Here is a 13,404-nt window from a genome sequence, read left to right as displayed (position 1 = left end):
TCGGCGGCAGCTGACTGGAAGACTTTTTTCCGCAGGACCCTTCCTGCCGCGCACGCATTTCCAAAGCACGACACACAACACAACTTCTTTATGGCCGTCTCCGCCCTTGACCCAACGACTGCATTGATCGTGATCGACCTGCAAAAAGGCATCGCGACGCTTCCCACCCAGATCCCGGTTTCAGAGGTCGCCCAGCGCGCCGGTGCACTGGCCGCCGCGTTCCGGCGGCACAGCCTTCCGGTGGTCCTGGTCAATGTCGCCGGTGGCGCGCCCGGGCGAACCGAGCAGGGTCGTCGCCTCGACGGGCTTCCGTCGGATTGGACGGATCTCCTGCCTGAATTGGACCGCCACCTGGAGGATCTCATGGTGACCAAGCGGACATGGGGCGCCTTCTCGCACACCGGTCTTGATCAGCTGCTGAAAGCACTCGGCGTCACGCAGGTGGTGATTGCAGGGGTGGCCACCAGTATCGGCGTCGAATCGACAGCCCGCCAGGCGTACGAACTCGGTTTCCATGTCACTTTGGCCGCGGACGCGATGACCGACATGAACCCGCGTGCGCACGCCAACAGCCTCGAAGCGATCTTCCCCCGGCTTGGAGAGGTCGGCTCGACGCAGGAGATCATCACGCTCCTTGATTCACCCCGCGGCTGAGCCACGCGGCACGACATGGCCGACGACGACCCGCTGCAAGCGCCGCGGATGCTGATTCCGCTCATCGTGGCAATCGCGTTCCTGATGGAGCAGCTCGACGTCACCATCGTGACCACCGCGATTCCCGACATGGCGCGTGCGTTACACACGACCGCCGTGCACATGAGCCTTGCGGTGAGCGCCTACATCCTCACCCTCGCCGTGTTCATTCCGCTCAGCGGATGGTGCGCCGACCGCTTCGGCACGCGTCGGGTGTTCACGGCAGCGCTTGCAGTGTTCACCTTCGGTTCGGCCTTATGCGGCATGGCCGACAGCCTTGCCATGCTCGTGGCCACACGCGTCTTGCAAGGGCTCGGCGGGGCCATGATGACCCCGGTCGGCCGCCTCATCCTGCTGCGCAGCTTTCCGCGCACCCAGCTCGTCAGGGCCATGACGTATACGACTTTGCCTGCCATCGTCGGCCCGGTCATTGGCCCTCTGCTCGGCGGGTACTTGACGACCTATCTCTCGTGGCGTTGGATTTTTTACATCAACCTGCCCTTCGGGCTGATCGGCATGCTGTTGGCCTACCGCTTCGTCACACCCTTGCCAGCCAAGGACGTGCCGCCATTCGACCTGGCAGGTTTCACACTCTTTGGCGTGGGTGTCGGACTGCTGCAGCTCAGCATGGAAGGGGTCGGACACTTGCCCTGGGTCGCATTGACGACGCTTGCCGCAATTGCCGTAGGGCTGGTCCTGGGCTTTGCATGGCGGGGCCGCGCGCAAGAGCACCCCGCCGTTGACCTGGGTCTGTTGCGCGAGCGGGCGTTCGCCATTGCGACGATGGCCGGCGGATTGTGCCGGGTCGCCATGAATGCTCCCGTCTATCTCTTGCCGCTTTTGCTGCAGCTGGGCTTGGGCATGAGTCCGGTGGCGTCGGGTTCGCTCACCTTTCTATCCGCATTCGGCGCGCCGCTGATCCGGGTCGTCGTCGGCCCCGCGCTGCGCCACCTCGGGTTCAGGAGCCTGCTGATCGGCAGCGCGCTGGCCTGCTCCGCCATGCTCGCCAGCTTTGCCTTGATTGGGCCGCAGACGTCGCACCTCCGGATTGCCGCTGTCATCGTGTTGTTCGGCCTGGTGCGGTCGACCCAGTTCATGACCTCGAACACACTGGCCTACGCCGACGTGGAGCCCTGGCGCCTCAGCCGTGCCACGAGCCTGGGCGGGCTTTTGCAGCAGCTGACGGTGAGCTTCGGTGTCTCCTTCGGCGCCGCGCTGCTTGGGCTGTTCGCGCCGAACCGGTTAGCTCCTGCCTTGTCCACGTTCCACGCGGTGTTCTTCACTCTGGCTGGCCTGCCGCTGCTCGCCCTGCCTGGTTTTGCACGCTTGCGCCGCACCGATGGCGCCATTGTCAGCGGTCATCGCATTTGAGGCGGTGGGCAAGCGCAGGTCTGTGTGGGGCTGGGCATTGGGGCCAGGCGTCAGCCACGCGGCGAAACGCATCCATGTGGCATGGGCGGGCATTTTCGCGCGTACTGCCGGCGCGATTGAACGCGGCGCGGTCCTGGCCTGCGCCAAGGCACAAATTCTGGGGCGCACACTCGTACTGCTACTGAAGGTTAGAGTACTGGCATTGCCAAACCACGACGGCCCATCGCGAGGTGCGTTGCGCAAAATGAATTCACCCCCAATCGCCTCGCGCGCTGCCTCCAGGTTCCGCTCGCGATTGAAGAGCACGTTCCGGTCACTGCACGGGTATAACTACCGCATCTGGGCTGCCGGTACCACGGTCTCCAACGTGGGCACGTGGATGCAGCGCATCGCGCAGGACTGGCTGGTGCTGACTGAACTGACGAGGCATAGCGGAACGGCAGTCGGGGTGGTGATGTCGCTTCAGTTCGGACCTCCGATTCTGCTGATGCCCTTGGCGGGCATGGCCGTCGATCGATGCAACCTGCGCAAGCTCTTGCTCGTAACCCAAGCGGCGATGGCGCTCACGGCCCTGGCCCTGGGCGTGCTCGTGATGGCACGCCTCGTCACGCTGTGGCAGGTCTATCTGATGGCCGGCATCATGGGCTGCATCAGTGCCTTTGATTCGCCGGCGCGCCAGACTTTCATCGCCGAACTTGTCGGCGATGACGATCTTCCGAACGCGGTTGCCTTGAACGCGTCGCTCTTCAACAGCGCGCAACTGATCGGCCCGGCGATTGCCGGCCTGATGATTGCAGCCATCGGCACCGGATGGGTCTTCATGGTCAACGCGCTGTCGTTCGTCGCAGTGCTCGCATCGCTGATGAAGATGCGCGTCGGCGAACTCCGGCCCCTGCACAGGGGTGACGAGCCCAGCACGGGCATTGCCGACGGTCTTCGTTACGTCCGCAGCAGACCCAACCTTGTGATCGCCCTGATCATGCTGTTCCTCGTGGGAACCTACGGGCTCAATTTCCCGATCTTCATTTCGACCATGTCGGTCACGGCGTTTCACGGCAGCGCCGGCCTTTACGGCGGCCTGTCCTCGACGATGGCAGTCGGTTCCGTCCTCGGCGCCTTGCTTGCCGCGGGGCGCGGGCGGCCAAGCCTGGTCGTCCTCGCGGCCAGTGCGTTCGCCTTTGGCTTGGCCTGCGCGCTTGCCGCAGTGATGCCCAGCGCCTGGCTGTTCGGTGCGATGCTGGCAGCGCTTGGCGCAGTGGCGCAGACCTTCACAACTTCGACGAACAGCTTGGTTCAGCTCTCGACCGATCCCCCGATGCGCGGGCGCGTGATGGCGATCTACATGGGCATCTTTCTGGGGTGCACGCCACTGGGCGCACCCCTGGTGGGATGGGTCGCCGACAGATTCGGCCCACGCTGGGCCCTGGGTGTTGCGGCTGGGTCGGGGTTCATCGCTGCAATCGTCGCGACCGTTTACCTGGTCCGCCGCATCGAGCCCGCAGTCCAGAACGGTTAATGGATCGCCATCAAATGATGTCGCCGCCCGCTGCGCGGAAAAAAGTGTGCCGCACGGCTTCGGCCATACCGAGCCACGAAATTGGGGTCAGCACAGGTTCAGCGCCGCGCCGCAGCGTAGGCCTGCCAGAACGCTTCATCCTGCGCCTGGGTGAAGTTGATGCGCATGCGGGTCGAGGGCTGCTGGAGCGGATCAAAGAGATGGCCGGGAGCGAGCAGATAGCCGGCATCGAGCAGGCGCTGCGCCAGCATGGCGGTGTCCACGCCCGTGTCCACCCAGCCCAGCAGGCCGCGCGGTGGCGTCACGAAGCGGCAGCCGGCCTTTTCCGCCAGCAGCACCGTCCGCGCGCGCGCAGCGTCCAGCCGGCCGCGAACCTGCGCGGCCGCGCGGCGCAACTGCCCCTGCTCCAACGTGCGCGCCACTGCGCGCTCGGTCAAGGCGGGCGTAGTGAGCACGGCCAGCAGCTTTTGGTCGATCAGGCGGTCGATGATGCGCGGCGCCGCAGCGACGAACCCGACCCGCCAGCCGGGGGCGAGGATCTTCGAAAAGCCGCTGAGGTAGATGGTGCGCTCCAGCTGGTCGAGCACGCACATGCGCGGGCTGTTGGTTTCGGCCAGCGAGGCGTACACATCGTCTTCGACCACCTGGAAGTCGTAACGCTGTGCCAGTTGCAGCACGCGGTGGGCGCTGGCCGCACTCAGGCTCTGCCCGGTCGGGTTGTGCAGCACGCTCACGCAGATGAACAGTCGCGGCCCATGGGCGCGCGCGAGCTGCTCCAGGGTGTCCAGATCGGGCCCCTCGGGGCCGCGCGGCACCGGCAGCAGCTTGAGGCCGTGATACGCCATCTGCGCGAACTGCATCGCCCAGCCGGGGCTTTCCACCAGCACCGCATCACCGGGCCGGGTGAGCGCGCGCAGCACGAGATCGAGCGCCTGAGAGGCGCCGCTCGTTGTGAGAATCTGCTGCGGCGACGCACGCAGCGACAAGCTCGCCAATTGGCGCGACAAGGCCTCGCGCAGCACCGCATCGCCCATCGGATGACCGTAGTGCAGCGAAGCCTGCTCCAGTTCACCGCCGCGCGCAATGCGCCGCAGCGCCGCGCCCAGCGCCGCGCCTTCCAGCCACTGCGCAGGCAGCACGCCGGAACCCGGCGCCCCATGCAGGCTCACGCCAGAGCCGGTGCCCATCTGATGAAACATGCCGCGCACCAGCGCGGTGGCGTGGGTGGGCGCAGCGGGTGGCGCCACGGCATCCTGTGCGCCGCCGCGTCCGGCTTTCGTCACCAGATCCGCGTCCACGCTGCGCACGAAGTAGCCGCGCTGCGGGCGCGCCTCGACCAAACCGTGCGCCTGCAAGCGGTCATAGGCTGCCACCACGGTTTGCGTGCTCAGGCTGTGGTGGCGCGCGCAGTCGCGTACCGAGGGCAGACGGCTGCCTGGAGGTAGCAGACGGTTGTGGATGCGTGCGGCAAATTGCGCACTGAGCTGCTCCGCCAAGGTGGTGGCGGCCTTGCGCTGGAGAGGGCCTGCCACGCCCTCGAGGCCTTCTGTGTTGGTCGAATCATGCATACAGTTTGGTTTTGTAGTTCTCTTCTGTATTGATACTGTAGTGATTTTGATTCTAAGCTGCGGCGCATGGCCACGTCCCCTCCACGCGCTGCGCGCCTCCCTGTGCCCACCGGGTGGGAGGCGTTGTCTCTGGGCCTGCTTGGTGTGGGGCTGTTCGCGTTTTCTCTCCCCATGACGCGCCTGGCCGTCGGGTCAGCACAACAACCGCAGCTCTCGCCCGAATTCGTGGCGCTGGGGCGTGCTGCCGTGGCCGGGGTGCTTGCTGCGATGGCAGGCGGCGTGGTGTTCGGCTTTCCGCTGCTGACGGCAATGGCCTTGCGGCAGGTGGACGCGGTCCACGCATCGCTCATCCTGGCCTTGCTGCCCTTGTTCACCGCTGCCATGGGCGCCGTGCTAGCCAGGCAGCGACCCTCGCTGGGCTTCTGGGCATGCGCGGTTTTGGGCAGTGCACTCGTCATGGCCTATACGCTGCTGCACGGCGCTCCAGGCGTGCCGTTGCATGTGCACGTGGCCGACGCGCTGCTGGTTGGCGCCATGCTCGCGGCGGCGCTGGGCTACGCCCTGGGCGCACACCTGACCCAATCGCGCCCGGCCGGCCAGGTCATCAGCTGGGCGCTGGTGCTGAGCTTGCCGTTCACCTTGCCCGCAGCCTACTGGCTCAGGCCAGTGGTGGCGGTGCAGGCATCGGCCTGGGGTGGGTTCGCCTATGTCGCCGTGGTCTCGATGTGGCTGGGCTTTCTTGCCTGGTATCGCGCCCTGGCGGTGGGCGGCACCGTGCGCATATCGCAACTGCAGCTGCTGCAGCCCTTTCTGTCGATGCTCGCTGCGGCCGCGCTGCTGCACGAACCGCTCGATGTCATCACGCTGCTGTTCGCCAGCGGCGTGCTCGGCGTCGTCTTCCTCGCGCGACGCATGCCGGTGCATGCCGCGCGTAACCCCACCCCGAAAAGGAGCTGACGCGATGTCCATCATCCTGTCCCAGCGCAGCGCGCGCTACACCACCTCACCCATCCGCGAACTGCTCAAGCTCACCGAGCAGCCGGGCATGATTTCGTTGGCGGGCGGCTTGCCTGCGGCCGACAGCTTCCCGGTGAACGCTCTTCGCGCTGCCTGTGCCGAGGTGCTCGATACCCAGGCGCATGCAGCCTTGCAGTACGGGCCGAGCGAAGGCATCGCGCCCTTGCGCCAGTGGGTGGCCGCGCACCTGAGCGCGCAGGGCGTGACCGCCACGGCCGACGAAGTGCTCATCACCAATGGCTCGCAGCAAGGGCTCGATCTGGTGGGCCGCGTGTTGATCGACCCGGGCAGCACGGTCCTGGTGGAGCGCCCGACCTACCTCGGCGCGCTGCAGGCCTTCGCGCCGTATGCCCCGCAGTTCGTCGACCTGGATGACGATGGCGACGGCGCGCTGCCCGCGCTGCAGGCGCCGGCGCGCCGCGATGCGCGCATGGTCTACCTGCAACCGGACTTCCGCAATCCGACAGGGCAAACCATGACCGCTGCGCGGCGCGCGCAATGGGCGCTGGCGCTGCGGGACAGCAAGATCGCCTTGGTGGAAGACGCCCCGTACGGCGAGCTCTGGTTCGATGGCCCGCCGCCCAAGCCGCTGGCCGCCCAGCTGCCCGGCCAGAGCATTTTGCTTGGGACGTTCTCCAAAGTGCTCTCGCCCGGACTGCGTCTCGGCTATGTGCACGCGCCGCAGGATGTCATCGCCCAGATGACCCTAGCGCGCCAGGCCGCCGACTTGCAGACGTCCAGCCTCACGCAAAGGCTGGTGCTCAGGGTGCTGGAAGACGGCCTGCTGGATGCGCAACTTCCCCGCATCCGCGCCCTGTATCGTGCTCAGCGCGATGCCATGCTCGCTGCGCTGTCCCGTCACATGCCCGACACCGTGCTTTGGGATGTTCCCCAAGGCGGCATGTTCCTCTGGCTGCGCCTGCCGCAAGGCGCGGACGCCACAGCGCTGCTGCCGTTGGCGCTTGCGCGCAAAGTGGCCTATGTGCCGGGGACAGCGTTTTACGCGGCAGGCGTTGCGCCGCGCAACACCTTGCGCCTGTCGTATGCAACAGCCACACCCGCGCAGATCGAGACGGCCATTGCGCATCTGGGCAAAGTCTTCTCCACGACAAGCCGCGTGAGCGCGCCCCGCGGCGACACCCCCGTCTTTGCCGGCTGACGCGGCCGCCCCAGAAAGCGGTCGATTGCATCAAGGCACCGACTGGTGCGCGTGGAGCTGCCCAAGATGCCTTTCCGGCAGATCCGCACCGTGCGCCATAGGGGCGCTCCCCGCTCGGCATGGGTTTTGCCGTGTCCCGAAGCGCGCGTCTGCTGCTCCGGGAAAATCCTTACAGTCTTACGAGACAAACATTCGTGTAATCGTTAGGATGTGCGTATGAAGTCCCGCGAATTAAAAGACCACCTGTATGGCCAAGTCGCGCGCATCGGTGCGGCGTTGGCCAGCCCCAAGCGGCTTGAACTGCTCGAACTGCTCGCGCAGGGAGAGAAGTCCGTGGAGGCGCTGGCGCAGGCAGCGTCCATTGATGTCAAGCTTGCCAGCGCCCACCTTCGGGTGCTGCGCACAGCGCAGCTTGTCGCCGTGCGGCGAGACGGCAAAAGCCGCATTTACCGGCTCAGCGGTGCGGACGTGTCGGCCCTGTGGGTCACACTGCGCGGTTTGGCCGAATCGCATCTGGCCGAACTGCAGGTCGTCATGAACCGGCTGTTCGCGGGGCCCGAGCGGCTCACGCTGGAGAGCGGCCACTCGCTGCTGGAGAAGGTGCGTGCCGGCGATGTCGTGCTGCTGGACGTGCGCCCCGAGAGTGAGTTCCGCACTGCGCACATTCCCGGCGCGCGCTCGGTGCCGCTGGACGAACTTGAGGCGCGGATCGAGGAGCTGCCGCGGGACCGCGAAGTGGTCGCCTATTGCCGCGGTCCGTTTTGCATCATGTCCGACGCGGCCGTCACGCTGCTGGCGCGGCACGGTCTGCGTGCGCGCAAGGCGGCCGAAGGCGTGCCCGAGTGGCGCGCTGCCGGGTTGCCCGTGGAATTTGCCACAGTCTGATCGAGGAGACCGTCCATGAGCGACATTCTGTTCATACTCAACGAGGCGCCCTACGGCAGCGAGCGCACCTACAACGCGTTGCGGCTCGCCGTGACCCTGGCTGCCCAGCCCGAACAAGGGGTCCGCCTGTTCCTCATGGCGGACGCGGTGCTCGCAGCCAAGGCGGGACAGAAGGTCCCTGCCGGCTATTACAACGTGGAAACGATGCTGGGCAAGGTCGTCAGTCGTGGCGAGGTCGCCTTGTGCGGTACCTGCATGGATGCACGTGCCCTGCGCGACGAAGAACTGCTCGCCGGCTGCAGGCGCTCGACCATGGCGCAGCTCGGCCAATGGACGGCCGCAGCAGACAAGGTGCTCGTGTTCTGACGCCCGAGGCATCCACCACGAGGAGACCGAGATCATGTTCTTCAAGCAACTTGCAACCACAGACTCGAGCCTGTCCTATTTCTTCGGCTGTGGCGGCCTTGGCAAGGCCGTGGCCGTGGATGTGGTCGCTGGCGACGAAACCTGGTTCATTGAGCAGGCGGCCCAGGCCGGCGTGACCATCACCCACGTCATCGACACCCATGTGCATGCCGATCACCTCAGCGGCGGCCGCAGCCTGGCGCAGATGAGCGGTGCCCGCTACTGCCTGCACGAGTCGGCACGCGGATTCGTGCGGTTCGACTTCGAGGCGCTGCGCGACCGCCAGGTCATCGTGGCTGGCAACGTGACCGTTGAAGTCCTGCATACCCCCGGGCACACCGTGGACAGCATGTGCCTGCTGGTCACCGACAGGCGCCGCGGCGAGGCGCCCTGGTTCGTGCTCACCGGCGACACCCTGTTCGTCGGCGCCATCGGGCGTCCGGACCTGGCCGGACGCGAGCGCGAGATGGCGAACATCCTGTACGACACCTTGCATGACAAGCTGCTGACCCTTCCCGACGCGATCGAGATCTATCCAGGCCATCAGGCCGGCAGCGTGTGCGGGGCCGGTTTGTCGGGCAAGCCTTCGTCGACCCTGGCGTTCGAGAAGCGCTGGAACGCGGCCCTGAGCCAGCCGCGTGAAGCGTTCGTCGACGCCTTGCTGGCGCAGATTCCACCCCGCCCGCACGCGATGGATCGCATCGTCGCCCAGAACATCGCGGCGTGATGCAAGCATCCGCCATGGACGGTGCCAGCCACGCGCGCTATACCCAGGGCATTCGCGCCAACCTGCACCAGTTCGTGTGGCAGGCGGTGCAGGTGTCCTTCGTCGGTCTGGTCATCGGCATGGAACGTACCGTGTTGCCAGTGGTCGCCGGCCGTGACTTTGGTGTTCCCAAGTCCTCTTTCCTGTACCTGCTGGCTTTCGTCATTTCGTTCGGCCTGGTCAAGGGCGCGCTGAACTTCGTCGCCGGGCGGCTTTCCGAGCGCATCGGGCGCAAGACAGTGCTCGTGCTGGGCTGGGTCGCAGCCATCCCGATTCCGCTTCTGATTTATTTCGCGCAGTCTTGGTGGTGGATCGTCGCGGCGAATGGCTTCCTCGGCATCAACCAAGGCTTTGCCTGGAGCATGACGGTCACCAGCAAGGTCGACATCACCCGGCCCGAGCAGCGCGGCCTGGCCACCGGGATCAACGAGTTCGCCGGCTACGCTGCAGTCGGCCTGGCCGGCCTGGCCACCGCCTATCTGGCGGAGCTCTATGGACCGCGCCTGGCCCTGCTGGGCTTTGCCACCGTGGTCATCGTGCTCGCCCTGCTGACGGCGCTCTTGTTCGTGCGCGAAACCCTGCCGTGGGCGCACGCCGAGCGCCACCGTCACGCCAGCGGAACGCACACCGGGCTGCGCCCCCGCTTTGCCGAGGGGCTGCCCGAACATCCAACCTCAATGCAGGTCTTTGGCTACGTGTCGTTCCGGAACCCGACCTTCTCGGCGCTGTGTCAGGCTGGCGTGGCGAACAAGGTGGCCGACACCTTGCTGTGGGTGCTGTTTCCGCTGTACCTGCATGCGCAGGGCCTGAGCCTGGTGCGGGTGGGCTGGGTCACCGGGGTCTACGGGCTGAGCTGGGGTGTGTCGCAGCTGTGGACCGGGCCGCTCTCCGACCGCATCGGCAGGCGCACACCGGTGGTGACCGGATTGTGGTTGCTCGCTGCCGGCGTTGCCGCAGTGGTTCTGGTGGACGGATTCGTGGCGTGGACCATCACGGCCGTGGTGATGGGTGTAGGCATGGCCTTGTTGTATCCCAACCTGATCGCCTCGGTTGCTGACATCGCCTATCCGACCTGGCGCAGCTCGGCGCTGGGCACCTACCGCTACTGGCGCGATACCGGTTACGCCATCGGCGCATTGGTGTTGGGTCTCATCGCCCAGGCGCGCGGTGATGTCGTGCCGGCCTTCTGGTTCACGGCGGCATGGCTCGTGGCCTCCGGCGCCTGGGTGCTGTTGCGCGCGCAGGAAACCCATCCCGGCCACCCTTCAAAATCGAAACGCTCATGACTTCCATCAATCAACTGCTGTGGGGTGGGATCGCCGTGTCGGTCGTGTTCGGCGCCGCTGCTCAGGCTTCGCAGTTCTGCCCGCAAGGTGGCCTGCGTGAGGCGATGCTGGAATCCAGGCCAGCGCGTCTGGCCGCATACTTCGTGGCCATCGGCGTCGCGCTGCTGGGCGTCGCGGCCCTCCAGTTGGTACTCCGGCATGCGGTGGAGCCTTCCCACCCGCCGTACCGTGCCGTCCAGCTGGCTTGGGGCCGGTACGTTCTCGGCGGTCTTCTGTTCGGTGCTGGCATGGTGCTGGCGCGCGGCTGTCCACTGCGCACCCTGGTGCGCAGTGCGCAGGGCAGCCTGCAAGCGATGGTGTCGCTGTTCGCGATGGGCGTGGCTGCGTTTGCGATGATCAGCACCTTCGCGTTCAACGACTGGGTCGCGCCATGGATCGGTCGCCTGTCGTTCGACCTGGGCCGCTTGGGTTGGCGCAGCCAGGGCCTTGACGCCGTCATGGGCCTGCACGGCCATGTGGCGAGATCGCTGCTGGGCGCCGCGGTTGGTGCCGCCTTGCTGGTGCTCGCTGCCGGCGGTCTGCGTGGACGCCGACACCGGGTGCAATGGGTTGGCTCGGCTTTGATCGGTCTGATGGTCGCCGCAGGCTACGCCCTGACCGCCGGCTCCTTGGGTATGCGCGCAGTTGACGACGCAGCGTTCATGAGCCAGCCACCCGACGGCCTGGGGGTCCAGTCCCTCAGTTTCGCCGGGCCCTTGAGCGATGCCGCACGCTTTGCCATGCACCCGCAGACGCAGACGTTCACCCTCGGCGTTGCGCTGCTTTTGGGCGCACTCCTCGGCGCAGTCTTCGCGGCGCTGGTACGCGATGAATTTCGCCTTCAATGGCCACAGGAAGCGCGGCCATTGATGGTCCAACTCGCTGGCGCCCTGATGACCGGCGCCGGGGCTGTTCTCGGGCTCGGTTGCACTGTCGGGCACGGGCTCAGCGGCTTGTCGGTGTTGTCGCTGGGATCGGCGCTGGGACTGGCTTGCATTTTCGCGGGGGCATGGGTAACGATCCTCATCACCTCGCGTTTCGCCAGCACGCCGATTCAGCCGGCGGCTGTCGGTGCGGAGGTCTGACGCCATGCATGCACGCCAAATCATCATGCATCTGGTGCTCGCAGGCTTTGCTGCGGCCGGCTGCGCCCAAGCGGCGAGCAGCCCGACCGGCGGAGCTTCCATAGCTGCGCAGCCGGTGTGGTCGAGCAGCGGCCAGGCATTCAGCGTGCAGCTGACGTCCCTGGATGGCGATCACGTGCGAGCGTTTTTTGAGAACATGGGCTACCCGGCCGGGGCGGTGAATGCCGTGGCCAGCGTATGCGTGTTCGGCACGACGATCCGAAATGCGACGCGCGGCCCCGTCAGTTATGACGTGGCCCAGTGGCGCGCGTTAACCGCCGACGGTGTGCGCCACCGATTGATCACCAAGACGCAGTGGCTGGCCCGGTGGAGACCGTTCGGGGTGAATGCCGACTGGTCCATCCTGCCGCCGCAGCAGACGTTGCAGTCTGGCGACTGGGGGCAAGGTTTCACCACCGTTGACTTGCCACCGGGAACGCATTTCCGGCTTCTTTATTCCTGGAGAGAACATGCAACCATGCACCACGCCACCGTGCACGCCGTCCAGTGCGCGGCGCGCAGGTCGAGCCCTTGAGGGCTTGCGCACCACGATTGGGGGCCTGCTGATTGCGGCGGCTTGCACGATCGCCCCCGCATGGGCCGCCGCACCGGCCATGACCGCCATCGCGCCGGCCCGCCCGGCACCGGACTTTACGCTGCGCGACATCGACGGCAAACCCCACCGGCTTGCCGATTACCGTGGCAAGGTGGTCCTGGTCAACTTCTGGGCAACCTGGTGTCCACCCTGTCGTGCGGAAATGCCCTCGATTGAAAGGCTCTATTCGTCGATGAAGGGGAAGCCCTTCGTGGTTCTGGCCCTGGACCAAGGTGAGAGCATCAACAACGTGTTCGCCTTCATGGGCCAACTCGCCCCCTCGCCCACTTTCCCGGTGCTGTTGGACCGGAAGAGTCAGGTCGCCCACGCCTTTGACGTCATGGGCATTCCGTCCACCTTTCTGATCGACGAGCAGGGCCGCATCGTTGCCAAGGCCATCGGTGGGCGCGACTATGACTCCGCCGCCATGCGCAGCCTTGTAGAACGGTTGATGCGTTGACTGGCTGCCGTCATGGATGCGGCCGCGTATGGCGCCTGGTACGGCTTGCCACGCGGTCGGTGGATCGGCGAGACCGAGTTCGCGGCTGCCAGCACCTTGCTCGTCGCCAAATCCGGCGCCAATCTTTTGGATGTGGGCTGCGGAACGGGTTGGTTCACCTGGCGCTTCGCTGCGCAGGGGCTGTGCGTTTGCGGTCTCGACCCGGACCCGCAGTGGGTTGGCTATGCGCGGGACCACGATGATCTCTCGATGACCTAGGTGGAAGGCGACGCGCGAGCCCTGCCTTTTGCAGATGGGACCTTCGAGCACGTCATGTCCATCGCGGCGCTCTGTTTCATTGCCGACGAGCGTAAGGCCGTTGCAGAGGCAGTGCGCGTGACACGACGCAATTTTGCCATTGGCTGGCTGAACCGTCGCAGCCTGGTATAGCTGCAAAAGGGGCGCGATGGCGGCAGCGGTGCATACCGCGGAGCGCGTTGGCACACGGCGGAGGAACTGCGCTTGATGCTTAAAGGACTCA

13 protein-coding genes and 1 pseudogene are annotated in these 13,404 nt (G+C 66.1%); 13 read left to right on the top strand and 1 reads right to left on the bottom strand.

Going from position 1 to position 13,404, the window contains the following annotated elements:
- Positions 1 to 90: 90 nt before the first annotated feature.
- The 3 genes from CD04_RS0118380 to CD04_RS0118370 all read left to right on the top strand — a co-directional run bounded on the left by CD04_RS0118380 (position 91) and on the right by CD04_RS0118370 (position 3,580).
- Positions 91 to 654, top strand: a complete 564-nt coding sequence (locus CD04_RS0118380; protein WP_031409444.1) for an isochorismatase family protein — start codon at positions 91 to 93, stop codon at positions 652 to 654.
- A gap of 15 nt (positions 655 to 669) precedes the next feature.
- Positions 670 to 2,064 (top strand): DHA2 family efflux MFS transporter permease subunit, encoded by a 1,395-nt coding sequence (locus CD04_RS0118375; protein ID WP_031409442.1) that lies wholly within the window; start codon positions 670 to 672, stop codon positions 2,062 to 2,064.
- A 295-nt stretch (positions 2,065 to 2,359) separates the two neighbouring features.
- Positions 2,360 to 3,580 carry an MFS transporter gene (locus CD04_RS0118370; RefSeq protein WP_031409440.1) on the top strand — a complete coding sequence of 407 codons (1,221 nt, stop codon included), beginning with the start codon at positions 2,360 to 2,362 and terminating at the stop codon, positions 3,578 to 3,580.
- Between the two features lie 98 nt (positions 3,581 to 3,678).
- On the opposite strand, the gene CD04_RS0118365 is transcribed toward CD04_RS0118370, so the two are convergent.
- Positions 3,679 to 5,148: a PLP-dependent aminotransferase family protein gene (locus tag CD04_RS0118365; RefSeq protein ID WP_038168553.1), complete on the bottom strand. Its 1,470-nt coding sequence runs from the start codon at positions 5,146 to 5,148 to the stop codon at positions 3,679 to 3,681.
- A gap of 66 nt (positions 5,149 to 5,214) precedes the next feature.
- On the opposite strand from CD04_RS0118365, the gene CD04_RS0118360 reads away from it, so the two are divergent.
- The 10 genes and pseudogenes from CD04_RS0118360 (at position 5,215) to CD04_RS24900 (ending at position 13,313) form a co-directional block, all read left to right on the top strand.
- Positions 5,215 to 6,105: a DMT family transporter gene (locus CD04_RS0118360; protein WP_051849412.1), complete on the top strand. Its 891-nt coding sequence runs from the start codon at positions 5,215 to 5,217 to the stop codon at positions 6,103 to 6,105.
- Between the two features lie 4 nt (positions 6,106 to 6,109).
- Positions 6,110 to 7,324, top strand: a complete 1,215-nt coding sequence (locus tag CD04_RS0118355) for a PLP-dependent aminotransferase family protein (protein WP_051849411.1) — start codon at positions 6,110 to 6,112, stop codon at positions 7,322 to 7,324.
- A 216-nt stretch (positions 7,325 to 7,540) separates the two neighbouring features.
- Complete coding sequence (locus tag CD04_RS0118350) at positions 7,541 to 8,209, top strand: metalloregulator ArsR/SmtB family transcription factor (RefSeq protein ID WP_031409432.1); 669 nt, start codon at positions 7,541 to 7,543, stop codon at positions 8,207 to 8,209.
- A gap of 15 nt (positions 8,210 to 8,224) precedes the next feature.
- On the top strand, positions 8,225 to 8,575 hold the full coding sequence (locus CD04_RS0118345) for a DsrE/DsrF/TusD sulfur relay family protein (RefSeq protein ID WP_031409430.1): 351 nt from the start codon (positions 8,225 to 8,227) through the stop codon (positions 8,573 to 8,575).
- 34 nt (positions 8,576 to 8,609) lie between these two features.
- Positions 8,610 to 9,341, top strand: a complete 732-nt coding sequence (locus tag CD04_RS0118340) for an MBL fold metallo-hydrolase (protein WP_031409428.1) — start codon at positions 8,610 to 8,612, stop codon at positions 9,339 to 9,341.
- Positions 9,341 to 10,666 (top strand): MFS transporter, encoded by a 1,326-nt coding sequence (locus CD04_RS0118335; protein WP_038168552.1) that lies wholly within the window; start codon positions 9,341 to 9,343, stop codon positions 10,664 to 10,666. Before CD04_RS0118340 ends, CD04_RS0118335 begins: the two co-directional genes overlap by 1 nt.
- The gene (locus tag CD04_RS0118330) at positions 10,663 to 11,790 is read left to right on the top strand and encodes a YeeE/YedE family protein (RefSeq protein ID WP_031409424.1); all 1,128 of its coding nucleotides are present in this window, start codon (positions 10,663 to 10,665) and stop codon (positions 11,788 to 11,790) included. Before CD04_RS0118335 ends, CD04_RS0118330 begins: the two co-directional genes overlap by 4 nt.
- 4 nt (positions 11,791 to 11,794) lie before the next feature.
- Positions 11,795 to 12,364, top strand: coding sequence for a hypothetical protein (locus CD04_RS0118325; RefSeq protein ID WP_031409422.1), 570 nt, complete (start codon positions 11,795 to 11,797; stop codon positions 12,362 to 12,364).
- Between the two features lie 79 nt (positions 12,365 to 12,443).
- Positions 12,444 to 12,884, top strand: coding sequence for a TlpA disulfide reductase family protein (locus CD04_RS0118320; RefSeq protein ID WP_081858140.1), 441 nt, complete (start codon positions 12,444 to 12,446; stop codon positions 12,882 to 12,884).
- 12 nt (positions 12,885 to 12,896) lie between these two features.
- Positions 12,897 to 13,313 (top strand): annotated as a pseudogene (locus tag CD04_RS24900) (class I SAM-dependent methyltransferase).
- The last annotated feature ends 91 nt before the right edge of the window (positions 13,314 to 13,404 follow it).

Source organism: Thiomonas sp. FB-Cd, assembly GCF_000733775.1.
GTDB lineage: Bacteria > Pseudomonadota > Gammaproteobacteria > Burkholderiales > Burkholderiaceae_C > Thiomonas_A.
Note: the sequence above shows the minus strand (reverse complement) of the source record. Positions and strands in the feature narration are given on the sequence as shown.

Excerpts from the sequence above, each read along its gene's own strand:
- CD04_RS0118380 (WP_031409444.1), top strand. The coding sequence starts at position 91 with ATGGCCGTCTCCGCCCTTGACCCAACGACTGCATTGATCGTGATCGAC.
- CD04_RS0118375 (WP_031409442.1), top strand. The coding sequence starts at position 670 with ATGGCCGACGACGACCCGCTGCAAGCGCCGCGGATGCTGATTCCGCTC.
- CD04_RS0118365 (WP_038168553.1), bottom strand. The coding sequence starts at position 5,148 with ATGCATGATTCGACCAACACAGAAGGCCTCGAGGGCGTGGCAGGCCCT.
- CD04_RS0118360 (WP_051849412.1), top strand. The coding sequence starts at position 5,215 with ATGGCCACGTCCCCTCCACGCGCTGCGCGCCTCCCTGTGCCCACCGGG.
- CD04_RS0118355 (WP_051849411.1), top strand. The coding sequence starts at position 6,110 with ATGTCCATCATCCTGTCCCAGCGCAGCGCGCGCTACACCACCTCACCC.
- CD04_RS0118350 (WP_031409432.1), top strand. The coding sequence starts at position 7,541 with ATGAAGTCCCGCGAATTAAAAGACCACCTGTATGGCCAAGTCGCGCGC.
- CD04_RS0118345 (WP_031409430.1), top strand. The coding sequence starts at position 8,225 with ATGAGCGACATTCTGTTCATACTCAACGAGGCGCCCTACGGCAGCGAG.
- CD04_RS0118340 (WP_031409428.1), top strand. The coding sequence starts at position 8,610 with ATGTTCTTCAAGCAACTTGCAACCACAGACTCGAGCCTGTCCTATTTC.
- CD04_RS0118335 (WP_038168552.1), top strand. The coding sequence starts at position 9,341 with ATGCAAGCATCCGCCATGGACGGTGCCAGCCACGCGCGCTATACCCAG.
- CD04_RS0118330 (WP_031409424.1), top strand. The coding sequence starts at position 10,663 with ATGACTTCCATCAATCAACTGCTGTGGGGTGGGATCGCCGTGTCGGTC.
- CD04_RS0118325 (WP_031409422.1), top strand. The coding sequence starts at position 11,795 with ATGCATGCACGCCAAATCATCATGCATCTGGTGCTCGCAGGCTTTGCT.
- CD04_RS0118320 (WP_081858140.1), top strand. The coding sequence starts at position 12,444 with ATGACCGCCATCGCGCCGGCCCGCCCGGCACCGGACTTTACGCTGCGC.